General features: G+C 57.2%; 20 protein-coding genes, 2 tRNA genes and 2 rRNA genes. 5 read left to right on the forward strand and 19 right to left on the reverse strand.

Features of this window, described 5'->3' with window-relative positions; genetic code table 11:
* Nucleotides 1-102 precede the first annotated feature (102 nt).
* From ACYZTM_RS10480 to ACYZTM_RS10525, 10 genes are all read right to left on the reverse strand, one after another.
* A 23S ribosomal RNA gene (locus ACYZTM_RS10480) occupies nucleotides 103-2,994 on the reverse strand.
* A gap of 250 nt (nucleotides 2,995-3,244) precedes the next feature.
* Nucleotides 3,245-3,320: transfer RNA gene (locus tag ACYZTM_RS10485), tRNA-Ala, on the reverse strand.
* Between the two features lie 30 nt (nucleotides 3,321-3,350).
* Nucleotides 3,351-3,427, reverse strand: a tRNA-Ile gene (locus ACYZTM_RS10490).
* Between the two features lie 82 nt (nucleotides 3,428-3,509).
* Nucleotides 3,510-5,048: ribosomal RNA gene (locus ACYZTM_RS10495) — 16S ribosomal RNA — on the reverse strand.
* Together the 16S and 23S rRNA genes with 2 tRNA genes alongside form the textbook arrangement of a ribosomal RNA operon.
* A gap of 544 nt (nucleotides 5,049-5,592) precedes the next feature.
* A complete protein-coding gene (msrQ, locus tag ACYZTM_RS10500) occupies nucleotides 5,593-6,213 on the reverse strand; it encodes a protein-methionine-sulfoxide reductase heme-binding subunit MsrQ (RefSeq protein WP_131061797.1) in 621 nt (206 codons plus the stop codon).
* Nucleotides 6,213-7,226: a protein-methionine-sulfoxide reductase catalytic subunit MsrP gene (msrP, locus tag ACYZTM_RS10505; protein ID WP_461988532.1), complete on the reverse strand. Its 1,014-nt coding sequence runs from the start codon at nucleotides 7,224-7,226 to the stop codon at nucleotides 6,213-6,215. The genes msrQ and msrP overlap by 1 nt, the downstream gene beginning before the upstream one ends.
* Before the next feature lie 63 nt (nucleotides 7,227-7,289).
* On the reverse strand, nucleotides 7,290-8,147 hold the full coding sequence (gene pssA, locus ACYZTM_RS10510) for a CDP-diacylglycerol--serine O-phosphatidyltransferase (protein WP_010467638.1): 858 nt from the start codon (nucleotides 8,145-8,147) through the stop codon (nucleotides 7,290-7,292).
* 144 nt (nucleotides 8,148-8,291) lie between these two features.
* Nucleotides 8,292-9,308, reverse strand: coding sequence for a ketol-acid reductoisomerase (gene ilvC, locus ACYZTM_RS10515; RefSeq protein WP_007948647.1), 1,017 nt, complete (start codon nucleotides 9,306-9,308; stop codon nucleotides 8,292-8,294).
* A gap of 48 nt (nucleotides 9,309-9,356) precedes the next feature.
* The gene (gene ilvN / locus ACYZTM_RS10520; RefSeq protein ID WP_461988534.1) at nucleotides 9,357-9,848 is read right to left on the reverse strand and encodes an acetolactate synthase small subunit; all 492 of its coding nucleotides are present in this window, start codon (nucleotides 9,846-9,848) and stop codon (nucleotides 9,357-9,359) included.
* A 2-nt stretch (nucleotides 9,849-9,850) separates the two neighbouring features.
* Nucleotides 9,851-11,575 carry an acetolactate synthase 3 large subunit gene (locus ACYZTM_RS10525; RefSeq protein WP_131061795.1) on the reverse strand — a complete coding sequence of 575 codons (1,725 nt, stop codon included), beginning with the start codon at nucleotides 11,573-11,575 and terminating at the stop codon, nucleotides 9,851-9,853.
* A gap of 399 nt (nucleotides 11,576-11,974) precedes the next feature.
* Here ACYZTM_RS10525 and ACYZTM_RS10530 point away from each other — a divergent pair, with 399 nt between their 5' ends.
* On the forward strand, nucleotides 11,975-12,388 hold the full coding sequence (locus tag ACYZTM_RS10530; protein ID WP_461988536.1) for a DUF4124 domain-containing protein: 414 nt from the start codon (nucleotides 11,975-11,977) through the stop codon (nucleotides 12,386-12,388).
* A gap of 18 nt (nucleotides 12,389-12,406) precedes the next feature.
* On the opposite strand, the gene ACYZTM_RS10535 is transcribed toward ACYZTM_RS10530, so the two are convergent.
* From ACYZTM_RS10535 to mrcB, 3 genes are read right to left on the reverse strand one after another with little or no spacing between them, the layout of a single operon-like run.
* Complete coding sequence (locus tag ACYZTM_RS10535) at nucleotides 12,407-12,742, reverse strand: YqcC family protein (protein ID WP_131061793.1); 336 nt, start codon at nucleotides 12,740-12,742, stop codon at nucleotides 12,407-12,409.
* Nucleotides 12,742-13,479, reverse strand: coding sequence for a tetratricopeptide repeat protein (locus tag ACYZTM_RS10540; protein ID WP_131061792.1), 738 nt, complete (start codon nucleotides 13,477-13,479; stop codon nucleotides 12,742-12,744). Before ACYZTM_RS10540 ends, ACYZTM_RS10535 begins: the two co-directional genes overlap by 1 nt.
* A 16-nt stretch (nucleotides 13,480-13,495) precedes the next feature.
* The gene (gene mrcB / locus ACYZTM_RS10545; RefSeq protein WP_131061791.1) at nucleotides 13,496-15,820 is read right to left on the reverse strand and encodes a penicillin-binding protein 1B; all 2,325 of its coding nucleotides are present in this window, start codon (nucleotides 15,818-15,820) and stop codon (nucleotides 13,496-13,498) included.
* Between the two features lie 118 nt (nucleotides 15,821-15,938).
* On the opposite strand from mrcB, the gene ACYZTM_RS10550 reads away from it, so the two are divergent.
* The 3 genes from ACYZTM_RS10550 to ACYZTM_RS10560 all read left to right on the forward strand — a co-directional run bounded on the left by ACYZTM_RS10550 (nucleotide 15,939) and on the right by ACYZTM_RS10560 (nucleotide 18,448).
* Nucleotides 15,939-17,495 (forward strand): bifunctional aminoglycoside phosphotransferase/ATP-binding protein, encoded by a 1,557-nt coding sequence (locus tag ACYZTM_RS10550; RefSeq protein ID WP_131061790.1) that lies wholly within the window; start codon nucleotides 15,939-15,941, stop codon nucleotides 17,493-17,495.
* A gap of 91 nt (nucleotides 17,496-17,586) precedes the next feature.
* A complete protein-coding gene (locus tag ACYZTM_RS10555) occupies nucleotides 17,587-17,931 on the forward strand; it encodes a pentapeptide repeat-containing protein (RefSeq protein WP_131061789.1) in 345 nt (114 codons plus the stop codon).
* Between the two features lie 244 nt (nucleotides 17,932-18,175).
* Nucleotides 18,176-18,448 (forward strand): TfoX/Sxy family protein, encoded by a 273-nt coding sequence (locus tag ACYZTM_RS10560; protein ID WP_010467623.1) that lies wholly within the window; start codon nucleotides 18,176-18,178, stop codon nucleotides 18,446-18,448.
* Between the two features lie 266 nt (nucleotides 18,449-18,714).
* On the opposite strand, the gene ACYZTM_RS10565 is transcribed toward ACYZTM_RS10560, so the two are convergent.
* Genes ACYZTM_RS10565 through ACYZTM_RS10580 form a run of 4 tightly spaced genes read right to left on the reverse strand, consistent with a single transcriptional unit; the run spans nucleotide 18,715 to nucleotide 22,261 of the window.
* Entirely contained in the window at nucleotides 18,715-19,566 is an 852-nt protein-coding gene (locus ACYZTM_RS10565; protein WP_131061788.1) for a ChaN family lipoprotein, read from the reverse strand.
* A 21-nt stretch (nucleotides 19,567-19,587) separates the two neighbouring features.
* The gene (locus ACYZTM_RS10570; RefSeq protein WP_131061787.1) at nucleotides 19,588-20,355 is read right to left on the reverse strand and encodes a heme ABC transporter ATP-binding protein; all 768 of its coding nucleotides are present in this window, start codon (nucleotides 20,353-20,355) and stop codon (nucleotides 19,588-19,590) included.
* Nucleotides 20,355-21,338: a FecCD family ABC transporter permease gene (locus ACYZTM_RS10575; protein ID WP_178083845.1), complete on the reverse strand. Its 984-nt coding sequence runs from the start codon at nucleotides 21,336-21,338 to the stop codon at nucleotides 20,355-20,357. The genes ACYZTM_RS10570 and ACYZTM_RS10575 overlap by 1 nt, the downstream gene beginning before the upstream one ends.
* 50 nt (nucleotides 21,339-21,388) lie before the next feature.
* Complete coding sequence (locus tag ACYZTM_RS10580; protein WP_131061785.1) at nucleotides 21,389-22,261, reverse strand: heme/hemin ABC transporter substrate-binding protein; 873 nt, start codon at nucleotides 22,259-22,261, stop codon at nucleotides 21,389-21,391.
* Nucleotides 22,262-22,426: 165 nt separating this feature from the next.
* On the opposite strand from ACYZTM_RS10580, the gene ACYZTM_RS10585 reads away from it, so the two are divergent.
* The gene (locus ACYZTM_RS10585; protein ID WP_131061784.1) at nucleotides 22,427-22,744 is read left to right on the forward strand and encodes a Rieske (2Fe-2S) protein; all 318 of its coding nucleotides are present in this window, start codon (nucleotides 22,427-22,429) and stop codon (nucleotides 22,742-22,744) included.
* Here ACYZTM_RS10585 and sfsA read toward each other — a convergent pair.
* Entirely contained in the window at nucleotides 22,741-23,454 is a 714-nt protein-coding gene (gene sfsA, locus ACYZTM_RS10590) for a DNA/RNA nuclease SfsA (RefSeq protein ID WP_131061783.1), read from the reverse strand. The two genes, ACYZTM_RS10585 and sfsA, sit on opposite strands and share 4 nt — an antisense overlap.
* Nucleotides 23,454-24,626, reverse strand: a complete 1,173-nt coding sequence (locus ACYZTM_RS10595) for a pyridoxal phosphate-dependent aminotransferase (protein ID WP_131061782.1) — start codon at nucleotides 24,624-24,626, stop codon at nucleotides 23,454-23,456. The genes sfsA and ACYZTM_RS10595 overlap by 1 nt, the downstream gene beginning before the upstream one ends.
* Between the last annotated feature and the right edge of the window lie 285 nt (nucleotides 24,627-24,911).

A 24,911-nucleotide genomic window follows, 5' to 3' on the forward strand; every position in this document is an offset into this window, starting at 1 on the left:
GTATGCGATAGTTTGGTGTTTTGTGAGTATCTCGAACTTTCGGTTCGTTTCGTCTTCACACACCGCAATCTGGCTTTTACGCTCAAATTGCTTGGGTGTTATATGGTCAAGCCTCACGGGCAATTAGTATTGGTTAGCTCAACGCCTCACAGCGCTTACACACCCAACCTATCAACGTCGTAGTCTTCGACGGCCCTTCAGGGGACTCAAGGTCCCAGTGAGATCTCATCTTGAGGCTAGTTTCCCGCTTAGATGCTTTCAGCGGTTATCTATTCCGAACATAGCTACCCGGCAATGCCACTGGCGTGACAACCGGAACACCAGAGGTTCGTCCACTCCGGTCCTCTCGTACTAGGAGCAGCCCCTCTCAAATCTCAAACGTCCACGGCAGATAGGGACCGAACTGTCTCACGACGTTCTAAACCCAGCTCGCGTACCACTTTAAATGGCGAACAGCCATACCCTTGGGACCGGCTTCAGCCCCAGGATGTGATGAGCCGACATCGAGGTGCCAAACACCGCCGTCGATATGAACTCTTGGGCGGTATCAGCCTGTTATCCCCGGAGTACCTTTTATCCGTTGAGCGATGGCCCTTCCATACAGAACCACCGGATCACTAAGACCTACTTTCGTACCTGCTCGACGTGTCTGTCTCGCAGTCAAGCGCGCTTTTGCCTTTATACTCTACGACCGATTTCCGACCGGTCTGAGCGCACCTTCGTACTCCTCCGTTACTCTTTAGGAGGAGACCGCCCCAGTCAAACTACCCACCATACACTGTCCTCGATCCGGATAACGGACCTGAGTTAGAACCTCAAAGTTGCCAGGGTGGTATTTCAAGGTTGGCTCCACGCGAACTGGCGTCCACGCTTCAAAGCCTCCCACCTATCCTACACAAGCAAATTCAAAGTCCAGTGCAAAGCTATAGTAAAGGTTCACGGGGTCTTTCCGTCTAGCCGCGGATACACTGCATCTTCACAGCGATTTCAATTTCACTGAGTCTCGGGTGGAGACAGCGCCGCCATCGTTACGCCATTCGTGCAGGTCGGAACTTACCCGACAAGGAATTTCGCTACCTTAGGACCGTTATAGTTACGGCCGCCGTTTACCGGGGCTTCGATCAAGAGCTTCGCGTTAGCTAACCCCATCAATTAACCTTCCGGCACCGGGCAGGCGTCACACCCTATACGTCCACTTTCGTGTTTGCAGAGTGCTGTGTTTTTAATAAACAGTCGCAGCGGCCTGGTATCTTCGACCGGCATGGGCTTACGCAGTAAATGCTTCACCCTCACCGGCGCACCTTCTCCCGAAGTTACGGTGCCATTTTGCCTAGTTCCTTCACCCGAGTTCTCTCAAGCGCCTTGGTATTCTCTACCCAACCACCTGTGTCGGTTTGGGGTACGGTTCCTGGTTACCTGAAGCTTAGAAGCTTTTCTTGGAAGCATGGCATCAACCACTTCGTGTTCTAAAAGAACACTCGTCATCAGCTCTCGGCCTTAGAATCCCGGATTTACCTAAGATTCCAGCCTACCACCTTAAACTTGGACAACCAACGCCAAGCTGGCCTAGCCTTCTCCGTCCCTCCATCGCAATAACCAGAAGTACAGGAATATTAACCTGTTTTCCATCGACTACGCTTTTCAGCCTCGCCTTAGGGACCGACTAACCCTGCGTCGATTAACGTTGCGCAGGAAACCTTGGTCTTTCGGCGTGGGTGTTTTTCACACCCATTGTCGTTACTCATGTCAGCATTCGCACTTCTGATACCTCCAGCAAGCTTCTCAACTCACCTTCACAGGCTTACAGAACGCTCCTCTACCGCATCACCTAAGTGATACCCGTAGCTTCGGTGTATGGTTTGAGCCCCGTTACATCTTCCGCGCAGGCCGACTCGACTAGTGAGCTATTACGCTTTCTTTAAAGGGTGGCTGCTTCTAAGCCAACCTCCTAGCTGTCTAAGCCTTCCCACATCGTTTCCCACTTAACCATAACTTTGGGACCTTAGCTGACGGTCTGGGTTGTTTCCCTTTTCACGACGGACGTTAGCACCCGCCGTGTGTCTCCCATGCTCGGCACTTGTAGGTATTCGGAGTTTGCATCGGTTTGGTAAGTCGGGATGACCCCCTAGCCGAAACAGTGCTCTACCCCCTACAGTGATACATGAGGCGCTACCTAAATAGCTTTCGAGGAGAACCAGCTATCTCCGAGCTTGATTAGCCTTTCACTCCGATCCACAGGTCATCCGCTAACTTTTCAACGGTAGTCGGTTCGGTCCTCCAGTTAGTGTTACCCAACCTTCAACCTGCCCATGGATAGATCGCCCGGTTTCGGGTCTATTCCCAGCGACTAGACGCCCTATTAAGACTCGCTTTCGCTACGCCTCCCCTATTCGGTTAAGCTCGCCACTGAAAATAAGTCGCTGACCCATTATACAAAAGGTACGCAGTCACCCAACAAAGTGGGCTCCCACTGCTTGTACGCATACGGTTTCAGGATCTATTTCACTCCCCTCTCCGGGGTTCTTTTCGCCTTTCCCTCACGGTACTAGTTCACTATCGGTCAGTCAGTAGTATTTAGCCTTGGAGGATGGTCCCCCCATATTCAGACAAAGTTTCTCGTGCTCCGTCCTACTCGATTTCATGACTAAGAGATTTTCGCGTACAGGGCTATCACCCACTATGGCCGCACTTTCCAGAGCGTTCCGCTAATCTCAAAGCCACTTAAGGGCTAGTCCCCGTTCGCTCGCCACTACTAAGGGAATCTCGGTTGATTTCTTTTCCTCAGGGTACTTAGATGTTTCAGTTCCCCTGGTTCGCCTCTTAAGCCTATGTATTCAGCTTAAGATAACCATCTTATGATGGCTGGGTTCCCCCATTCAGACATCTCCGGATCAAAGTCTGTTTGCCGACTCCCCGAAGCTTTTCGCAGGCTACCACGTCTTTCATCGCCTCTGACTGCCAAGGCATCCACCGTATGCGCTTCTTCACTTGACCATATAACCCCAAGCAATCTGGTTATACTGTGAAGACGACATTCGCCGAAAATTCGATAATACTCAATTAAGAGCAACTCACAAATTTTACCTTAGCCTGTAACAACACCAGTGAAAGTGTTGTCCAGTCTATCTTTCTATCACATACCCAAATTTTTAAAGAACGATCTAATCAAAGACTAGAAATCAACATTCATCACCGTCTTGGTGGAATGCTCATTTCTAAGCTTTCAACAAACAGAAGCAGTTAGTGGTGGAGCCAAACGGGATCGAACCGTTGACCTCCTGCGTGCAAGGCAGGCGCTCTCCCAGCTGAGCTATGGCCCCGTATTTCTACAGGCGTTTCCCACACAAAATTGGTGGGTCTGGGCAGATTCGAACTGCCGACCTCACCCTTATCAGGGGTGCGCTCTAACCAACTGAGCTACAGACCCAATTTCGGGCTGCTTCTTATCGTCTTCTTCAATGAATCAAGCAATTCGTGTGGGAACTTATGGAGCAGCTGATGTCGTCGATTAAGGAGGTGATCCAGCCGCAGGTTCCCCTACGGCTACCTTGTTACGACTTCACCCCAGTCATGAATCACACCGTGGTAACCGTCCTCCCGAAGGTTAGACTAGCTACTTCTGGTGCAACCCACTCCCATGGTGTGACGGGCGGTGTGTACAAGGCCCGGGAACGTATTCACCGCGACATTCTGATTCGCGATTACTAGCGATTCCGACTTCACGCAGTCGAGTTGCAGACTGCGATCCGGACTACGATCGGTTTTCTGGGATTAGCTCCACCTCGCGGCTTGGCAACCCTCTGTACCGACCATTGTAGCACGTGTGTAGCCCAGGCCGTAAGGGCCATGATGACTTGACGTCATCCCCACCTTCCTCCGGTTTGTCACCGGCAGTCTCCTTAGAGTGCCCACCATTACGTGCTGGTAACTAAGGACAAGGGTTGCGCTCGTTACGGGACTTAACCCAACATCTCACGACACGAGCTGACGACAGCCATGCAGCACCTGTCTCAATGTTCCCGAAGGCACCAATCCATCTCTGGAAAGTTCATTGGATGTCAAGGCCTGGTAAGGTTCTTCGCGTTGCTTCGAATTAAACCACATGCTCCACCGCTTGTGCGGGCCCCCGTCAATTCATTTGAGTTTTAACCTTGCGGCCGTACTCCCCAGGCGGTCAACTTAATGCGTTAGCTGCGCCACTAAGAGCTCAAGGCTCCCAACGGCTAGTTGACATCGTTTACGGCGTGGACTACCAGGGTATCTAATCCTGTTTGCTCCCCACGCTTTCGCACCTCAGTGTCAGTATCAGTCCAGGTGGTCGCCTTCGCCACTGGTGTTCCTTCCTATATCTACGCATTTCACCGCTACACAGGAAATTCCACCACCCTCTACCATACTCTAGCTTGTCAGTTTTGAATGCAGTTCCCAGGTTGAGCCCGGGGATTTCACATCCAACTTAACAAACCACCTACGCGCGCTTTACGCCCAGTAATTCCGATTAACGCTTGCACCCTCTGTATTACCGCGGCTGCTGGCACAGAGTTAGCCGGTGCTTATTCTGTCGGTAACGTCAAAACACTAACGTATTAGGTTAATGCCCTTCCTCCCAACTTAAAGTGCTTTACAATCCGAAGACCTTCTTCACACACGCGGCATGGCTGGATCAGGCTTTCGCCCATTGTCCAATATTCCCCACTGCTGCCTCCCGTAGGAGTCTGGACCGTGTCTCAGTTCCAGTGTGACTGATCATCCTCTCAGACCAGTTACGGATCGTCGCCTTGGTGAGCCATTACCTCACCAACTAGCTAATCCGACCTAGGCTCATCTGATAGCGCAAGGCCCGAAGGTCCCCTGCTTTCTCCCGTAGGACGTATGCGGTATTAGCGTCCGTTTCCGAGCGTTATCCCCCACTACCAGGCAGATTCCTAGGCATTACTCACCCGTCCGCCGCTCGCCACCAGGTACAAGTACCCGTGCTGCCGCTCGACTTGCATGTGTTAGGCCTGCCGCCAGCGTTCAATCTGAGCCATGATCAAACTCTTCAGTTCAAACATCTTTGGGTTTTTAAGAAACCCTAAACTTGGCTCAGCAATCGTTGGTTACATCTTTGATTTCTCGCGGAGTAACTTGTGATGCTGATAATCTTGTTGACTACCAGTCTGACTCCACAAGCACCCACACGAATTGCTTGATTCAGTTGTTAAAGAGCGGTTGGTTAAGATCTTTCGTCTCAACCGAGGCGCGCATTCTACAGCAGCCTCTGTTGCTGTCAAGCGGTTATTTTCAGAAGTTTTCAAAGTTTCCTTTGCAACTTCAACCACTTGCGCTTCCGATCTCTCGTTAGCGGGAGGCGAATTCTACAGCGTTACTCGCTGCTGTCAACACCTCTTTTACACCGCTTTCGACCGAGAAGATCGAACCGTCAATCAAGCCAAACCCACCTGCTTGATCAACTCCTTCTGCGCTTCGATAACCTGAAGCAACTCGCTGTCGAAAACTGCGTAACTCTTTGTTTACCAAGGAGTTTTCCGTTTCGACTGCGCCGGAAGTGGGGCGAATTATAGACTTCCAGAATCTGCCGTCAACCCCTAATTACGCTTTTCTTGCAGAAGGTGCCTTTTTAGCTATTAAACGCGGGATTCGACGGGCAACCGGGGGAATGCGCAGCACTAATAGGAACGCCCCGATAGAGGCATAGATAGCCCACTCCTTCAGATCGGCACGAACGATCCACAACATATGCAGCAATCCAAGCCCGAGAATGACGTACACCAGACGATGCAGCTTCTTCCAGCGAACACCCAGGCGTCGCTGACTATAACGATTGGAGGTCACCGCCAATGCCAACAGACCAAGAAACCCCAACGTGCCGACAATAATGTACGGCCGCTTGCGCAACTCGACACCCAGCTGCGACCAATCAAACCCAAGAATGAACGCCGTATAGCCGCTCAAATGCAGAACCACATAAGCGAAACACCACAAACCCAGCTGTCGCCGTACGGCAATCCACCCCGCCCAACCGGTGAGTTTCTGCAAAGGCGTCATGCTTAACGTTATTAGTAGCAGGACAAGCGTCCCCAGCCCTAGCCGATCAACCAGCACCTTGCCCGGATCTGGACCCAACACATCCTGCCAGGCCTGATACAACCAAAACAGCGGCCACACCGCTGCAGCTATAAAGACGCCAATTCGCCAAAACGGATAGCGCATCAGTAGTTCTTCCGCAGATCGAGCCCTGTATAGAGAGAGGCAACTTCATCCGAGTAGCCGTTGAACATTTGCGTGTCCCGAACATTCGGCTTGAACAGACCGCTCGGCAAACGACGCTCCCGCGCCTGGGTCCAGCGCGGATGATCAACCGTAGGATTCACGTTCGCGTAGAAACCATACTCATCCGCGGCAATACTCTGCCAGGTGGTTTTCGGCTGTTCGCTGACCAGACTGATTCGCACGATGGATTTGACGCTCTTGAAGCCGTACTTCCAAGGCACCACCAAACGTAGCGGCGCTCCGTTCTGATTCGGCAGTTCGCGCCCATACATGCCCACCGCAAGAATGGCCAACGGATTCATCGCTTCGTCCAGGCGCAAACCCTCTACATAGGGCCACTCGATCAAGGCAAAACCGGATCGCTGTCCCGGCATGCTTTTCGGATCCTGCAGCGTTTCGAACCGGATGAACTTAGCCTTCGACGTCGGCTCGACCTCCTTCAGCAAAGCCGAAAGGGGAAAACCGATCCAGGGAATGACCATCGACCAAGCCTCAACACAGCGAAGACGGTAGATCCGCTCCTCCAACTGATAAGGCTTCATGAAGTCTTCCAGCGCATACCGCCCCGGCTTGCCTACCTCCCCGTCCACCACCACGGTCCAAGGCTCAGTCTTCAACGAACCGGCATTGGCAGCAGGGTCGCCTTTATCAGTGCCGAACTCATAGAAGTTGTTGTAGTGGGTCGCATCCTTGAAGGGCGTGATCGCCTCATCCTTGACGTTGACCGCCCCCCACTTAGTAGAAGGAAGCTTTTCGGCAAACCAGGAAGGTGCCTTGCCAGGCTCGACATCGGCGTAACGAGCGGCTTCGTCAGCACTGGCCCACCGCGGCAGACTGCTCACAGCCAGACCGGCAACGGCAGCACCCAATAGATTGCGTCGAGAAAGATAGAAGGCTTCAGGCGTGACGTCCGACTCATGGCAGTCAGACGCTTTGGGGACTTTGATCAGCATGGCAACTCCGCAGCATTGGAGGACAGATGCACCAATAGACTGCGGAGTATGAGGGAAATTACATCACTCGGCGTTTTTGTGCCGACGAAGATGCAACAGGTATTGCACCGGACCAGACGCCGCGTAAGCGAGGAAAACCAACAGCAGAATGCGCGGTGGATCACTGAAGACCACGGCAAACACCAGCACGACAGCGAGGATCGCGACAAAGGGCACTCGCCCCTTCAAGTCCAGCTCCTTGAAGCTGTTGTATTTGATGTTGCTGACCATCAGCATGCCGGCGGCGGCAACCATCAGCGCAACCAGGAACGACATCTTCGACCCCTGAATGCCGTAATCGCTGAACGCCCAGACAATCCCCGCCACCACACCCGCGGCAGCCGGGCTGGCCAGACCGATGAAGTAGCGTTTGTCCGCAGTACCGACTTGAGTGTTGAAACGCGCCAGACGCAGCGCCGCCCCCGCTACATAGATGAAGGCAACCATCCAGCCGACCTTGCCCATGTCACCCAAGGCCCAACCAAAAGCCAGCAATGCCGGCGCAACGCCAAAGGCGACCATGTCCGATAACGAGTCGTACTCGGCGCCGAAAGCACTCTGGGTATTGGTCATGCGGGCAACGCGACCATCAAGGCCGTCGAGCACCATAGCGACGAAAATCGCGATAGCGGCAAACGCGAAATACTTGCTCGCGCCAATCGAATCACCGGCACTCAAGGCACTCTGGGCGCTCATCGAGCTGATTATGGAATAAAACCCTGCGAACAGGTTCGCAGTGGTGAACAGATTCGGCAGAAGATAGATACCACGATGCCGGACTTTACGGCCTTCAGCATCATGCCCTTCCTCGATGTGCTCATCGATGGGCAGCAGGCTTTCGGCGTCAGAAGCCTTGTTTGGCTCTTCGGGACGTTCGCTCATGGACAATACCTTGCAACGGGGTGGAAAGTTTCGACAGGTGTCTGGGACGACGGTTCGGCCGCAAACGATGCAGCTTTATACCAGAACCGGTCACCCAAACGAAAAAACGCGGCCTAAGCCGCGTTTTTCGTACAAGTGCGCGACTTAGTTTTTAGCTTTGTCGACGATCTTGTTGGCACCGATCCACGGCATCATGGAGCGCAGTTGCTCACCGATGATTTCGATACCGTGAGCGGCGTTGTTACGACGCTTGGCGGTCATCGAAGGATAGCCGGTAGCGCCTTCGCTGATGAACATCTTGGCGTATTCACCGTCCTGAATACGTTTCAGGGCGTTGCGCATGGCCTGACGGGATTCGGCGTTGATCACTTCCGGACCGGTCACGTACTCGCCGTATTCAGCGTTGTTGGAGATCGAGTAGTTCATGTTGGCGATACCGCCTTCGTACATGAGGTCAACGATCAGCTTCAGTTCGTGCAGGCATTCGAAGTAGGCCATTTCCGGCGCGTAGCCAGCTTCAACCAGGGTTTCGAAACCGGCTTTGACCAGTTCAACGGTACCGCCGCACAGAACGGCTTGTTCGCCGAACAGGTCGGTTTCGGTCTCGTCCTTGAAAGTGGTTTCGATGATGCCGGTACGACCGCCACCAACGCCAGCAGCGTAGGACAGCGCAACGTTCTTGGCGTTGCCCGATGCATCCTGGTAGATAGCGATCAGGTCAGGGATACCGCCGCCTTTGACGAATTCGGAACGCACGGTGTGGCCCGGTGCTTTCGGTGCGATCATGATCACGTCGAGGTCAGCGCGCGGAACAACCTGGTTGTAGTGGATCGCGAAACCGTGGGAGAAGGCCAGGGTGGCGCCTTTCTTGATGTTCGGCTCGATTTCGTTCTTGTACAGAGCAGACTGGAACTCGTCCGGGGTCAGGATCATGACCAGGTCGGCAGCCGCAACTGCGGAAGCAACGTCGGTCACTTTCAGGCCGTGAGCTTCAGCTTTGGCAACAGTGGCCGAACCTTTGCGCAGACCGACAGTAACGTCAACGCCGGAGTCTTTCAGGTTGCACGCTTGAGCGTGACCCTGGGAGCCGTAACCGATGATGGCAACTTTCTTGCCCTGGATGATCGACAGGTCGCAGTCTTTTTCGTAATAAACTTTCATGAAATTCCCCTATATATCCAGGCCGTTCAGGCCGTTCGCTAATTTGGTTTAGATGCTGAGTACTTTGTCGCCGCGAGCGATACCGGTGACGCCGCTACGGACGGTTTCCAGGATCGAGGCGGTGCCAATGGACTGAATGAAGCTGTCGAGCTTGTCGCTGGCACCGGTCAGTTGAACGGTATACACGCTAGCGCTGACATCGACGATCTGCCCGCGGTAAATATCGGTGGTGCGCTTGATCTCGGCGCGCTGGGCGCCGGTGGCCTTGACCTTGACCAGCATCAGTTCGCGCTCGATGTGAGCACTCTCCGACAGGTCGACCAGTTTGACCACTTCGATCAGCTTGTTCAGGTTCTTGGTGATCTGCTCGATGATTTCATCGTGGCCGACAGTGGTCAGCGTCAGACGCGACAAGGTCGGGTCTTCGGTTGGGGCCACGGTCAGGCTTTCGATGTTGTAGTTGCGCTGCGAGAACAGGCCGACTACACGAGACAGAGCGCCGGGTTCGTTTTCCAGAAGCAGGGAAATAATATGTCGCATGATTAAGTACGCTCCGTCTTGCTCAGCCACATATCACGCATGGAGCCGTCTTTGATCTGCATCGGGTAGACGTGTTCGCCGGCGTCGACCTTGATGTCGATGAACACCAGACGATCCTTCATCGCGAATGCCTGCTCCATCATCGGCTTCAAATCCTTCAAGTCCGTGATACGCATACCGACGTGACCGTAGGCTTCGGCCAACTTGACGAAGTCCGGCAACGATTCCATGTAGGAGTGCGAGTGACGTGCGCCGTAGCTCATGTCCTGCCACTGTCGGACCATGCCGAGCACGCCGTTGTTGAGCAGGATGATCTTCACCGGCAGGTCATGTTGCAGGCACGTGGACAGCTCCTGGATGTTCATCTGGATGCTGCCTTCACCGGTCACGCAAGCCACATCAGCTTCCGGGAAGCTCAGTTTCACGCCCATTGCTGCCGGAAAACCGAAGCCCATCGTGCCCAGTCCGCCGGAGTTGATCCAGCGATTAGGCTTGTTGAAGCGGTAGTACTGCGCCGCGAACATCTGGTGCTGACCTACGTCGGAAGCAATGTAGGCATCGCCCTTGGTCACTTCGTGCAGGGTTTCGATAACGGTCTGCGGCTTGATGATGCTGCCGTCGCCCTTGTTGTAAGGGAACATGTCGCGATCACCGCGCCACTCTTCAACCTGTTTCCACCAGGCAGCGACCGAGTCCTTGTTCGGGGTCTCGCCGATTTCCTTGAAGGTAGCGACCATTTCGGTCAGTACGCTTTCCACCGGACCCACGATAGGAACGTCGGCCTTGATGGTTTTGGAGATCGAAGCCGGGTCGATATCAATGTGGATGATCTTGGCGCTTGGGCAGAACTTCGATGCACCGTTGATAACACGGTCATCGAAACGTGCGCCCACGGCCATGATCACGTCAGCATGGTGCATCGCCAGGTTGGCGGTATAGCTGCCGTGCATACCGAGCATGCCGAGGAACTGACGGTCGCTGCCCGGATAGGCGCCGAGGCCCATCAAGGTATTGGTGACCGGCACGTTCAGCAGTTGCGCCAGTTCGGTCAACGGCGCGGAGCCGTTACCCAGAATGACGCCGCCGCCGGCATAGATGATCGGCCGCTTGGCCGCCAACAGCATTTCCACCGCTTTGCGGATCTGACCCGAGTGACCACGAACCGCCGGGCTGTAGGAACGCAGCTTGGCTTTTTTCGGGAAGATGTATTCGAACTTCTCGGCCGGGTTGGTCATGTCTTTCGGGATGTCGACAACGACAGGACCAGGACGACCGGATTGCGCCAGGTAGAAAGCCTTCTTCATGACTTCCGGGATTTCCGAAGCATGCTTGATCATGAAACTGTGTTTCACGATCGGCCGGGAGATACCGATCATGTCGGTTTCCTGGAAGGCATCGGTACCGACCATGGTGCTAGGCACCTGGGCGGTCAGGATCACCATCGGGATCGAGTCCATGTACGCAGTAGCAATACCGGTAATGACGTTGGTCGCGCCGGGACCGGAGGTCACCAGTACGACGCCGGCCTTGCCGGTGGCACGCGCATAGCCGTCAGCCATGTGAGTGGCAGCCTGCTCATGACGAACGAGAATATGTTGAACGGCTGGTTCTTTGAACAGCGCGTCATAGATATGCAATGCGGCACCACCAGGGTACCCATAGATATATTTAACGCCTTCGTCACGCAAAAAGCGGACGAGCATCTCACCGCCAGATAAAAGCTCCACGTTGTTCACCTCTAAAACGCCAGAATACCGCCCACATAAAAGGGGACGGGTCTTAATAGGTTTACTTCTCAGCAGAGCATGAGCGACGGTGGTCGCCGACTACGTCAGCACTGACTGAGCAAGTATTGGGATCGTCCCAAGTGTTGCGGGGCTTTCCCACCCAGCGCGAGGTAACGCGTTGCGGGTGTAACAGGTCGGCGCGGATGTGCGCCTCATGATCTGCTGAGTGGGCCTGCTTCTGGCAGTCCCTCTACAGCGGACTTTGGATTCTTCTGTTTCGTCCTCTGCAAGTCAAGCCGTCTATGTGCTTTATTGAAGTAAGCACATGAGAAAGCAAGAAAAAACCGCTAAACCGCAACTGTGTTAGCTTCAATTGCGCAACTCTGGCAAGGAAATGGCATGCGAACGTTCTTCATCCTCAGTCTGCTGATCAGCCCTTTGTGTTTGGCCGGTCAGATCTACAAATGGGTCGACGCCCAAGGCGTTACCCACTTCGACGCGCAACCGCCGCAAGGCCAGGAGGTCACCACGGTGCTGACGCCCTCCCCGCCTGCCGGCAAACCCGCTGCGCCAACGCGCAGCACCGCGATTGGCGATCAACAGGCCATCGACAACACAGTGAAAAAGCAGGTCGCCGATCAGCAAGCCCAGCTGAAGGTATTTTGCGAGCAGGCGCGAACGAACCTGGCCCAACTGCAGAACAATCAGCGATTACGGGAGGATGTCGACGGTGAGTTGCGCCGCCTGACCGACGAGCAACGTCAGGAGCGCACAACCGAAGCACAGAAACAGATTGCGGATAACTGCCAGTAATCACTGGCAGTTTCCGACTCAGCGAGAGGCGGTGATCAGCACATCGAACTCTTTGAGCAAGACCTGCAGCTGTCGATCCTTGCCCTGGACATTGCGGGCAGCGAAGACCATTTCGGCCATCTCCTGAATCCCCGACGCGTTGGGCAGCGGCAGATCCTGTTCGAGGATGAGCTTCATCCGCGGCAGGAAGATCCATTGCAGCCACTGCTCGAAATCCAGCGTATCCACCGAAAACGGTTCGACGCTGGATAACGCTTCAGCGGAGGGCGAAACGTCGTCCCACCAACCCTGAGCCCGCAATTCACGCTCGATCAACAGCAGTTGTTCGGCAATCTTTGGGAAACGTGCGTCCATCACAGCGAAACCTTGGCCTTCTGACGGGCCAGTGCAGCACCTGAGGAATCACCCTGCTTCTCACGCGCCTGGGCGATCAATTCCCACAGGCTTGCCTGAAGCGCCGAACGACCATTGGCGAATGTCAGGCCACGACGAGCGAACTGTTCAGCCTGTGGCGCATCGCCTTGGGCCATGCGCACCTGAGCCAGACGATAAAGCACTTGCGGTTCACGCGGTGCAACACGCTGGGCGCGCTCAAGACTGGAGGACGCACCGTTGAGGTCACCGCTAGCCTGTTGCTGCTGAGCAGTGGTCAACAACGCCAGTACCGGACCGTCCAGTTGTTCGTCGGCAGACAAGCCACCGCCTGTATTGGCCGAAGGAATCCCGCTCGGTGTCGACGGCATGCTGTAGCTGCCCTGATTGATCGGTGCCGACTGCACCGGCGAGGTGTCGATCGGCCCCGGGGTAATCGGGCCTGGCGTGATCGGCCCTGTGCTGATCGGCGCCGACGCCACTGCGCCGCCACCCGGCACCATCACGACGACTCCTGTGTCACCTTGTGGAATTGCCTGAGTCTGGGCTTGAACAGGACGTTTAGTCGTCGTCTGGCGGAAACCGCCATTTGCCGATACTCGCTCACTGTTGGAGACAGCGCTGCCAGAATCCACAACCGGGATCGAACCGCGCTGTACGGAGGAGCAACCGCTGAGCAAAGCCACGGCGGTAACCGCTGGAATCAACCACTTGTTCACTTGAAACCCTCTTCGCTTAATTCATCCAGCCCTTGACCCAATCCATCACCGTTTCGCCGGATACAGGGCTTTCGCCACCGCACGCAGCGCCGGGAGGCGGTTCGCTGCCGCGAATATACGGCATCTGCACGGCACCTGGGCAGCTGCCTTCGGAACCTTGCCCGGTACGCGAATCGACCCAGGCCTGAACAATGTTGTCCGGCTGCGGCATGTCCAGCGGCAGCGGATCGGCCTTGCGCATGAAACTGGTCCAGACCTGCAATGCACCGGTGGCACCGGTGAACGGCGTCTTGCCGTTGTCATCGCGGCCCAGCCACACCACCGCCAGCAAGTCCTGGCTGAAACCGGCGAACCAGCTGTCACGCGAGTCGTTACTGGTACCGGTTTTACCTGCCAGGGTCAGGGTTTTCGGCAGCACGTTATAAACCGAACTGCCGGTACCTTCACGCATGACCCGCTGCATGGCGCTCTGGATCAGGTAAATGGAGGCTGGGTCGAAACGCTGCTCAATCTGGAACGGATAACGCTTGAGCGGCTCGCCTTCGGCAGTCAGTACGCTACGAATCCCGCGCATCGGCGTATTGAAACCACCGTTGGCCAGCGTCTGGTACATGGTCGCCACTTCGATCGGCGTCAAACCACCGGCCCCCAGCAACATAGAAGGGAACGCCGGAAACTCGCGACTCACACCCAGGCGCGCAAGTGTCTTCAGAACATTCGGTACACCTACCGCCAACCCGAGACGCGCCGTCGACAGGTTGTAGGAATGGGCCAGGCCCTGGTACAGAAACACCGTACCGTGGGAACGGCGATCATAGTTCTGGGGTTTCCAGACCTGACCGTCCGCGCCTTTGATCGAGAAGGACTCGTCCGACAGCCAACTGGTCAGCGTGTACTGGCTCGGTTTCTCAAGGGCTGTCAGATAAACCGCGGGCTTGATCAACGAGCCGATCGGCCGCACCGCATCCAGCGCACGGTTGAAGCCGGCAAAACTCGCCTGACGGCTGCCGATCATGGCCTGGACTTCACCGGTTTCCGGGTTGGTCACGACCATCGCCGCTTCAACCTCATCGGAACCCTTGCGCCCGGCCAGGCGTTTAAAGGTGTCATTGACCGAGGCTTCGGCCTTCATCTGCAGGATCGGGTCGAAACTGGTGAAGATCCGCAGGCCTTCTTCGGTCAAGTCTTCGTCGCGGTAGTCTTCGCGCAGCTGACGTTTAACCAGGTCGAGAAAGCCCGGGAAAGAACTGTCCGCCAGCTTGCCGCGCGTCGTCACACCCAGTGGCATTTTCTTCGCGGCGGCGACCTGCTCGGCGGTGGCAACGCCCTGCTGCTCAAGAACATCGAGCACCAGATTGCGTCGCTCCAGCGCCCGTTCCGGGTTGCGGCGCGGGTTGTAATAAGACGGCCCCTTGACCATCCCCACCAGCATTGCGACTTGATGCAGTTTCAGCTCGGACAATGGCTGCCCGAAGAAGAACTGGCTGGCCAGGCCGAAACCGTGCACCGCGCGCTGGCCATCCTGACCGACGAACACTTCATTGAGGTACGCCTCAAGAATTTCCCGTTTGTCGTAATGCAGCTCAAGCAGCATCGCCATCATGGCTTCGGTGAGTTTGCGGGTCAGGCTGCGTTCGCTGGTCAGGTAGAAGTTCTTCACCAACTGCTGGGTCAGCGTACTGCCGCCCTGGGTCATCCTGCCGCCGGAGGTGTTGACCCACACGGCGCGTGCAATCGACTTGGGCGACACGCCCCAGTGGCTATAGAAATCCCGGTCTTCCACGGCCACCAGGGTTTCCAGCAGATATGGCGGAACCTGATCGATTTTGATCAGAATGCGATCTTCGAGATTTTTCGGGTAGATCCCGCCGATCAGCAGCGGTTCCAGCCGCACCACAGAAAGCTTCGAACCGTTGGTCGCCGAAAGTTCGGCCACATAGTCGCCGGAGAAGCGCACGCGCACCGGCTGAGCGTTCTCCAAGCCTTCATAGAACTGGAAGCCACGGGTATTCAGGTCGACGGTATTGCCGTTGACCGCCGCAGCGCCGGGGCCGTTGCTCACGGCTTCACGGCGATAGCCCAAGGCGTCGAGCTCGGTAAGGAAGTCATCCTTGCTCAGCTTTTGGCCCGTGAACAGCTCAAGCGGGCGCGCATACACCTTGGCCGGGATGGTCCAGCGCTTACCGGAGAACTTCTCCTGGACCACGGCGTCGAGGTAAACCGCGAACCCGGCGAGCACCACGAGGCCGACCAGACTGAGTTTAAGGGCCCAGCCCAGCCAGGGGCTCAAGCCCTTGGAAGGTGGTTTTTTGGGGGTACGGGGGGATCGAGTACGAGTCATGGCGGCGGATTATACGCACTTTATTCATACTCAACAGGAGCCCTCCGAGGTTTGCGTCAGGCGGACTTGCAGCCATAATGGCGGGCGTGAATTTCCCCCAGACTCTGAAGGATCGCCTGTGAGCCAGTCCCTGATCGCCGCCCTGCAAAACCCGGCCCTCTACCCTCATCCTGTAGACGGGTTCCAGGTCATCGAGACCCATATCTCCTGGGTCATTCTCACAGGCCCCTTTGCTTATAAAGTGAAGAAGCCAGTGAATTTCGGCTTCCTCGACTTCACCAACCTCGACGCTCGTGAGCATTTCTGCGGCGAAGAACTGCGCCTTAACCAGCGCCTGACCAACGATTTGTATCTGGAAGTGTTGCCGATCACTGGCAGCGAAGAAGCCCCGAAATTGGGCGGCGAAGGTCCGGTAGTCGATTTCGCGCTGAAAATGCGTCAATTCCCACAGAGCCAGTTGCTCAGCACCCTGCAAGCCAACGGCGAATTGACCACCGCGCACATCGACGAAATGGCCGCACAGATCGCCCAATTCCACCTCACTGCACCGAAAGTGCCTGGTGAACACGAAGCCGGCACCCCGGACAGCGTGATGGCGCCGGTACGCCAGAACTTCGAACAGATCCGTCCGTTCCTCAGCGACAAGGCCGATCTGCTGCAACTTGATGCTTTGCAAGCCTGGGCCGAAAGCAGCTTCGAACGCCTTAAGCCGCTGTTTGCCCAGCGCAAGGCTGAAGGCTTCATCCGCGAATGCCATGGTGACATCCACCTGGGCAACGCCACCGTCATCGACGGCAAGGTCGTGATCTTTGACTGCATCGAGTTCAACGAACCGTTCCGCTTCACCGACGTTTATGCCGACACCGGTTTCCTGGCCATGGACCTGGAAGACCGCGGCCTGAAGAGCCTGGCACGTCGTTTCATCAGCCAGTACCTGGAGCTGACCGGTGACTATCAGGGCCTTGAACTGCTGAACTTCTATAAGGCCTACCGCGCCCTGGTTCGCGCCAAGGTCAGCCTGTTCAGCATGCCGGCCGAGGCCGACCCGGTGCAACGCGCCACCACCCTGCGCCAGTACCGCAACTACGCCAACCTGGCGGAAAGCTACAGCACCATTCCTTCGCGTTTCATGGCGATTACCCACGGCGTTTCTGCCGTCGGCAAGAGCCACGTGGCCATGCGTCTGGTGGAAGCGCTGGGCGCCATTCGCCTGCGTTCGGATGTTGAACGCAAGCGCCTGTTCGGCGAGCAAACCGTAGCGAATGACCCGCAGGCCGGCATTTATAGTGCCGACGCCAGCACCGCCACCTACACCCGCCTGCATGAGATTGCCGCATTGATCCTGCGCGCCGGTTTCCCGGTGATCATCGATGCGACGTACCTCAAGCGCGACCAGCGCGACGGCGCGGCGAAAATTGCCGAGGCCACCGGTGCACCGTTCCTGATCCTCGATTGCAATGCACCACAAGCGGTCATCGAGAGCTGGCTGGCTTTGCGTCAGGCAGACAAAAAGGATCCGTCCGACGCCAACCTGGCTGTCATCGCCGCGCAGCAAGCCAGTCGTGAAGCCCTGACGCCTGCCGAGATTCTGTGCAGCAAACGCGTCCAGACCAATGAAAGCGGAACCCTCGATACCGTCGTTGCGCAGATTCGCCAGCGCATGCCAGGTCTGTAAAAAACTATTTCAGCCGTGAAGCCTTCGCCGGCTTCACGGCTATCAAATAGTGGCACTATACTGGCGTCATAAAACCATCAGGTGATGCGACATGAGCCAGCCGAAACTTCTCGACACCCCGCTTTATGCCTTGCTGCACAAAGACGACATCGCAGGCTTCAATGCCGAACGTGCCGGTCATGCCTCCGTCGACCTGGTCGGCGGCGATTTTCGTGGCCTGGACCTGCGTGAACTGAACGCCGAGGGTGTCGACTTTACCGATGCCTACTTCCGCTCCGCCGATTTGCGCGGCATCGACTTTCGCAACGCTTGCCTGGAAGGTGCGAGCCTGGCTCACGCACAGATCTCCGGCGCCTACTTTCCGCCAGAACTGAGCGCTGACGAGATCCTGATGTCGATGAATTTCGGTACTCGTCTGCGTTATCGCACCCGCTAAAAACGACGTTCTGCCTGAGAAGTCCAGCGCCCCCCGCCTTGCGCTGGACGCTGGATTTTTTGTCGAGAAAGTCGATTCCGCCGCGCCTCCTCCCACTGCTCCCGCAGACCTTTACGCGGCACTTTGAGTATTCCTCTTAGAAGCTTTTGCGTCGAAACCGACCAAACAATCACGCTTTTCCTACTGATGGCTACACTCCTGAGAAGCTCGCCCACGCACCGATCGGCCGTCGCAAGGAGGCTTGATGAATGATGAACTGCAACACCTGAAGAATCTTGGCAAGACGTCGGCGCAGTGGCTGCATGCCGTGGGCATTCACAGCGCCTCGGACTTGCGTCGCCTCGGGGCGGTGGATGCTTATCGGGCCGTGCGTACGCGCGGGTTCCGGGCGTCCAAGGTGTTGTTGTATGCGATCGAAGGCGCACTGATGGACGTGCACTGGAATGACATTCCAGCCGATCGCAAAGAAGCCTTGAACAAACAACTGGAAGCCATCTCGTCACGCCACAAGAATTGAACAGGCAAATTTCGCCTCAGGATTAGCGCCTGACGCGCAATGTTTACGGGGCTAATCAGCAAGAGGACGGAGGTATTCAAAGAAATCAAAAAACAGCGGTTGACTTGGTAATGAGAATCGATATGATTATCACAACTGGTCGCGAGACTGGTCGATATTTGAAAAGCCCTTGGTTCGGACTCTCAGATATCTCCTCATCAGGCTAATCACGGTTATTTGACCCGACTCTTGTCGGGTCTTTTTTTGCCTGTGGAAAAGTCGTCCGTTTACTTCCCGAACTGCTTACGCATTTCTGCGCAGTAATCCTGAGCCGGCGTGACGGGCGTATACCAGACGTAATCAGCCATGGCCGGCGTGACTTCGCCGCCCTGCTCCGCCAGCATCAAAACCGTCGGTGCTTGCGGCTCTCCAAGATCAAGCACGTGGATCGGCACGCCAACATCCTTGCGAGCGTGATAGGCACCGGCAAACAGCAGCGAAGGCGTCGGTGCCAACAGCAAGCGCTCGGCCATCCGCCGATCACGTTGCTGCTGGACGGCCAGCATCGCGGGCATTTGTGAGGTGGGCAGCAGGCCGCAATGGGAGTCGTTTATCTGTGCCAGCAACTCATCCTTGACCGAAGCAGCGTTTGAACGCGAACCGCTCAACGTCAGCGGCTTGGCATAAACGGTACGGATTTCAAGATTATCCAGATTGGCCGCCAGCAACGGGTACGGTTGAGTCAGCACAAAACCCACGATCGGTCCGTACAGATTCCAGTCCCACCCTGACTGCCAGTTCAACGCGTCGGGCAAATCTGCGGGCAGCGTCGAGGCGCGGCGAACTTCATCAATGCGCGGTTGTTGATCCGGCGTGAGCATTTCCAGCAGCAGGCTACCCTGTGGTCGACGCTCCCCCAGCTCCTGCAACAACCACAATTGCAGTTGATGGTGATCAGGATTGTCATGCTGCTCACCGACGATCAGCCGCGACGGTTCGGCCAGCCGTGCGACCAGTTCCCGAGGTGTCAGGACCTGACCGCTGCGCAGGTCATGAATCTCACCGGTGACCGGCGGCGGGCTCGATAGGTGCTGGCAGCCACTCAAGACCAGCAGCGCCAACAGCACAATCAAACGCATGTTCTCACCTCGAAAAAATGTTCAGCGGGCGATGATCAGCGGATGCCCACGTTCCGGGTGCTGCTGCACCAGTACTTCCAGCCCGAACACGGCTTTGAGTGGTTCCGGACGCAATACCTGCTCCGGCGTATCAAGCGCCACCGGCCGCCCACCTTCGAGCAGCAACAGGCGATCACAATAGCGTGCCGCCAGGTTCAGATCATGCAGGATCACCAGCACCGCAGCGCCGTGATCGGCGAATTCGCGCACCGCTTGCAGGGTGGTGTGCTGGTGCAAAGGATCGAGCATCGAGGTCGGTTCATCGAGCAACAGCGTTTGCCCCGCTTCGCCTGGCCAGAGCTGCGCCAGCACCCGCGCCAAATGCACCCGCTGACGCTCGCCGCCGGACAGAGCCAGATAGCTGCGACCACTCAGGTGCCCGGCATCGGCAGCATGCAAGGCGGCGGCGACGATCTCGTCATCCCGGACCCGCCCGCTTTGGTAAGGTAATCGCCCCATGCCGACGACCTCTTCGACACGGAAGGCGAAGTCCAGGGTCGAGACCTGCGGCAATACCGCCAGTCGCTGGGCTCGCTGCGCGCCGGTCCAATGACTTAACTCGCGCTCATCGAGCCAGACACCGCCGTGATCAGCCTTCAATTCACCGCACAAGGCGCCGAGCAAGGTGCTTTTGCCGGCACCGTTGGGGCCCAAGACACCTAGGACTTCGCCTGGCTTGAGCTCCAGCGTGATATCCGTCAGAACGATCTTTGCGCCTCGACGGATTTGCAGGTTCCGGGTTCGCAACATCAGGCACGCCCTCTGAGCAACAAATACAGAAAGAACGGCGCGCCGATGAAGGCCGTGACAATCCCGATCGGCAATTCCGCCGGCGCCAGGGCAAGCCGCGCCACCAGATCGGCAAACAGCAGAAGACTGGCACCCGCCAGCACCGAGGCTGGCAACAACACCCGATGATCAGGACCGGCCAGCAGTCGCACCAGATGCGGCACCACCAGACCGACAAACCCGATCATCCCCGCTGCCGCCACTGCCGCGCCGACGCCCAGCGCAGTGCAGAACACCAGTTCGCGCTTGAGCCCTTCGACGTCGATGCCCAGGTGACCGGCCTCCGATTCGCCCAGCAACAATGCATTCAAGGCCTTGGCCCGGCGCGGCAACCACAGCGCCACACTGGCGCTCACCAGCAGTAACGGCCAGAGCCGCGAATAACTGGCGCCGTTGAGACTGCCCAGGTTCCAGAACGTCAGCGTGCGCAAGGTCGCGTCGTCGGCCAGATAGGTGAACAGTCCCACCGCCGAGCCGGCCAGCGCAGTCAATGCGATACCGGCCAGCAACATGGTTGCAACATGAGTCTGCCCATTGCGCCGACCCAGCCGATACACCAACGCCGTCACGCCCAAGCCACCGAGAAATGCGCACACCGACAATAGATAAGGGCCGAACGATTCAGGCAGACCGCCAAATACCGAACCACCAACAATCGCGATAGCGGCGCCCAACGCGGCACCGCTGGACACGCCCACCAACCCCGGATCAGCCAGCGGGTTACGAAACAAGCCCTGCATCGCCACGCCGGACAGCGCCAGCACGCCACCCACCGCCAGGCCCAACAAGGTTCGAGGCAGGCGGATTTGCCCGAGGATAAGCTCAGCTTGTTCCAGCCCATCGGGCGCAATGGGCAGGCCGATCATGCGCAATGCAGCGCGCAAGGTATCGAATAAGGGCAGGCTCACTGGCCCCAGCGCCAACGATAACCAGATCGACAGCAAACACAGCAGGCTCAGGCCAATGAACAAGGCACGGGGTTTAACCAGAATGGTCATTGGACCGCAGTGCCGGGGTAGAAACTGTCAGACAGATTTTTCAACGCATCGGGCAACCGCGGCCCCAATCCACCCACCAACAAGGTCGGATCAAGTTCCATAACGCGTCCATCCTTGGCTGCGCGGGTCGAGGACAGAATCGGGTTCTCCTTGAACAACGCCGCACGCGCGGCATCGCCGGTCAGCGCTCGGTCGGCAAACACCAGCACGTCGGGGTCCAGACTGACCAGCGACTCAACAGAAAAGGGTTTGTAGCCGGTATGCGTTGCCAGATTGTGCCCGCCCGCCTGTTGGATTAACCAATCGGCGGCGGTGTCCTTGCCGGCAATAAGCGGTTTTCCGCCCGCATGACCCAGCAGCAACAGCACCCCCGGCGATTGTTCCTGCAACTGCGCACGAGTGACCCGGACCTTCTGCTGGTCGAGTTGCTGCTGATAAGACTGGAGCAATTGCGCTGCCCGGTCTTCAGCACCGAGCAACTTACCCAGGTGCGCCAGATTGCCTTGCAACGTCGGCAGATCCGGCTGAGCCGAGAACAACTCGACCTGCACGCCCGCGCTACGAATCTGCGACAGCACCGGCGGTGGCCCCATTTCTTCGGTGCCGACCAGAATCTGCGGGCGTAAGCTCAAGATGCCTTCCGCCGACAGTTGCCGCTGATAACCGATGCTGGGCAACGCCTTCAACGATTGCGGATGCTGGCTGGTGGTATCGACACCGACCAGTTTCGACTCACCGCCCAGCGCGCTCACCCACTCGGACAGGGCGCCGCCGGCACTGACCCAACGCTGTGGCAACTCGGCCGCTGCGGCGTGATGGCTGACGAGAAGTCCGGCACACAGCGCAGCAACGCGGGTACTCAAGCGCATAAACAGCTTCCTTTTAAGTTTTCCCAGGCATCGAGATGACAGGCCAAGTATCCTCGACATCCGGCACCCGCACCCGACGGGCGAAGCGGCCATTTGATAATTGTTTGCATTTGAACGTCAAGCTCGGACATATCCGGTCACGAGCCGCAGGAGTTGAGGATAGACATGAAGTGGCTTTGCACAGGTGCCGAATTGGCTGACAACAGTAGTCGCGGATTCGACGTCGACGGTCAGAAACTGTTCGCCGTGCGCCGGGGCGGCGAGGTGTATGTCTACATCAATCGCTGCCCGCATCGGGGTGTCGGACTGGAATGGAAACCCGACCAGTTTCTCGACCCCAGCAACAGTTTGATCCAGTGCGCCACTCACGGCGCACTGTTCCTGATCGAAGATGGCGAATGCGTCGCCGGCCCGTGCGCTGGGCAATCCCTCACCACTGTTGCCTGCCGCGAAGACGAACAAGGGATCTGGATCAGCCTTTAACCGTTCAGCAGCACATCCAGACGCCGATCGACCACCATCTCTTCGTGAGTCAATCGCACGCCATAGGCCAGCACCTCGACCCCGCATGTCACCGCCTCACGCAATGCCGCCGCGTAGGCCGAATCGATTTCTTCTGCTGGACGCACGGCGTCGATCCCTGTGAGGTTTACGCAATACAACTGCACCGCACGAATCCCGTCCCGAGCCAGATGAGCCAGCTCCCGCAAATGCTTGGCGCCCCGTTGCGTCACTGCATCGGGAAACGCCGCCACTGATGTACCGTCGAAGCCCAAGGTCACGCTTTTGACTTCTACATATACCGGCCCGCTCGGGTAATCGAGGCGGAAATCGATGCGGCTGCTTTCCTGCCCGTAGGCTACTTCGCGTTTCAACTCGGTAAAGCCGTTCAGTTCGGTAATCACGCCCGCCCGCAACGCCTCTTCAATCAACCCGTTGGCGCGCCCGGTGTTCACGCAAAACAGCCGGCCCTGTGGGGTTTCACCGATTTCCCAGGTGCCGGGCAATTTGCGTTTCGGGTCATTGGAGCGGCTGAACCAGACTTGCCCGCCTTCTACCTGGCAATTGAGCATCGAGCCGGTGTTCGGGCAATGGACGGTCAGCAACTCGCCGCCAACGGTTTCGATATCGGCGAGAAAACGCTTGTAGCGGCGGATCAGGCGACCTTCTTCGAGGGGAGGATGAAAACGCATCAGCCTTGCCAGCTCCGCAATCCACGAGCGATCCGCTCGACCGCTTCTTCCAGGCGCGGCAGGCTCTGGGTGTACGCAAAGCGCACGTGATGCCCGGCCTGATAACGCCCGAAGTCCAGTCCCGGGGTAATTGCCACGTACTCGGTTTCGAGGAAATGTCGGCAGAACGCGAAGGCATCGCCGCCGAACTTGCTGATATCGGCGTACAAGTAGAACGCGCCTTCGGGCTCGACGGCGATACCGAATCCCAGTTCTCGCAGGGCCGGCAACAGGAAATCCCGACGACGACCGAATTCGGCGCGGCGCTCTTCCAGAATGCTGATCGTGGCCGGCTCGAAGCAGGCCAAAGCGGCGTGCTGGGCCATGCTCGGGGCACTGATGTAGAGGTTTTGCGCGAGTTTCTCCAGTTCGCCGACGGCTGCTTCAGGCGCGACCAGCCAACCCAACCGCCAACCGGTCATGCCGAAATACTTGGAAAAACTATTGAGGACGAAGGCGCTGTCATCGACTTCCAGAACACTGGCGGCATCAGTGCCATACGTGAGGCCATGGTAGATCTCGTCCACCACCAGATGACCGTGGCGCTCCTTGATCGCCGCCGACAAGCCCGCCAGTTCGTCGCGGGTCAAAATCGTCCCGGTCGGATTGGCGGGCGAGGCCACCAAGGCGCCGACGCTGTCTTGATCCCAATGGCGCGCCACCAGGTCCGGCGTCAGCTGATAACGCACTTCCGGGCCGACCGGCACCAGTTGCGCAGCGCCTTCGACCAACCGCAGGAAATGTCGATTGCAGGGATAACCCGGGTCCGCCAGCAGCCAGTGTTTGCCCGGGTCGACCAGCAAGGCGCTGGCCAGCAACAGCGCGCCGGAACCGCCGGGCGTGATGAGGATTCGCTGCGGGTCAATGTTCAAACTGTAACGCTGCTGATAGAACCTTGAGATCGCCTCGCGCAACTCGGGGATGCCGCGCGCAGCGGTGTAACGGGTCTTCCCCGCCGTCAGTGCCGCCTGGCCGGCCTGGATGATCGGCTCGGCGGTGGTGAAGTCCGGCTCGCCGATTTCCAGGTGGATCACATCGTGACCCGCGGCCTGCAATTCATTGGCCCGCGCCAGCAGCGCCATGACATGGAAAGGTTCGATCGCGCGACTGCGGGCACTGTAGGACTGAGCCATTAGCCTTCCTTACAACGGAGAAAAGAATCGATTCTACCCAAGCGCCGGAACGAGCGAGAACCTAAAGCGGTCAGAGCCGTTATATCCCTGGCCACAAACGACTCAAGCGTGTACCCCAGGTTTGACTAAAATCAATAATTGATCAGGTCTCCAACGCCGCCAGACAAGGCTTTGCAATCATTTGCAAGCCCCTCGGGCCACTACCTCGACATCCGGGAGTAGCGCGGTCCGATTTGATCTGGTAAGTTCGCCCGCTTGCAGCCGCAGGGCCGGCAGGTGTCGGTG

This window comes from Pseudomonas sp. MDT2-39-1 (genome assembly GCF_054898085.1).

Coding starts and splice junctions, on each gene's coding strand:
- msrQ (WP_131061797.1), bottom strand. CDS start 6,213: ATGCGCTATCCGTTTTGGCGAATTGGCGTCTTTATAGCTGCAGCGGTG.
- msrP (WP_461988532.1), bottom strand. CDS start 7,226: ATGCTGATCAAAGTCCCCAAAGCGTCTGACTGCCATGAGTCGGACGTC.
- pssA (WP_010467638.1), bottom strand. CDS start 8,147: ATGAGCGAACGTCCCGAAGAGCCAAACAAGGCTTCTGACGCCGAAAGC.
- ilvC (WP_007948647.1), bottom strand. CDS start 9,308: ATGAAAGTTTATTACGAAAAAGACTGCGACCTGTCGATCATCCAGGGC.
- ilvN (WP_461988534.1), bottom strand. CDS start 9,848: ATGCGACATATTATTTCCCTGCTTCTGGAAAACGAACCCGGCGCTCTG.
- ACYZTM_RS10530 (WP_461988536.1), top strand. CDS start 11,975: ATGCGAACGTTCTTCATCCTCAGTCTGCTGATCAGCCCTTTGTGTTTG.
- ACYZTM_RS10535 (WP_131061793.1), bottom strand. CDS start 12,742: ATGGACGCACGTTTCCCAAAGATTGCCGAACAACTGCTGTTGATCGAG.
- mrcB (WP_131061791.1), bottom strand. CDS start 15,820: ATGACTCGTACTCGATCCCCCCGTACCCCCAAAAAACCACCTTCCAAG.
- ACYZTM_RS10555 (WP_131061789.1), top strand. CDS start 17,587: ATGAGCCAGCCGAAACTTCTCGACACCCCGCTTTATGCCTTGCTGCAC.
- ACYZTM_RS10560 (WP_010467623.1), top strand. CDS start 18,176: ATGAATGATGAACTGCAACACCTGAAGAATCTTGGCAAGACGTCGGCG.
- ACYZTM_RS10565 (WP_131061788.1), bottom strand. CDS start 19,566: ATGCGTTTGATTGTGCTGTTGGCGCTGCTGGTCTTGAGTGGCTGCCAG.
- ACYZTM_RS10570 (WP_131061787.1), bottom strand. CDS start 20,355: ATGTTGCGAACCCGGAACCTGCAAATCCGTCGAGGCGCAAAGATCGTT.
- ACYZTM_RS10580 (WP_131061785.1), bottom strand. CDS start 22,261: ATGCGCTTGAGTACCCGCGTTGCTGCGCTGTGTGCCGGACTTCTCGTC.
- ACYZTM_RS10585 (WP_131061784.1), top strand. CDS start 22,427: ATGAAGTGGCTTTGCACAGGTGCCGAATTGGCTGACAACAGTAGTCGC.
- sfsA (WP_131061783.1), bottom strand. CDS start 23,454: ATGCGTTTTCATCCTCCCCTCGAAGAAGGTCGCCTGATCCGCCGCTAC.
- ACYZTM_RS10595 (WP_131061782.1), bottom strand. CDS start 24,626: ATGGCTCAGTCCTACAGTGCCCGCAGTCGCGCGATCGAACCTTTCCAT.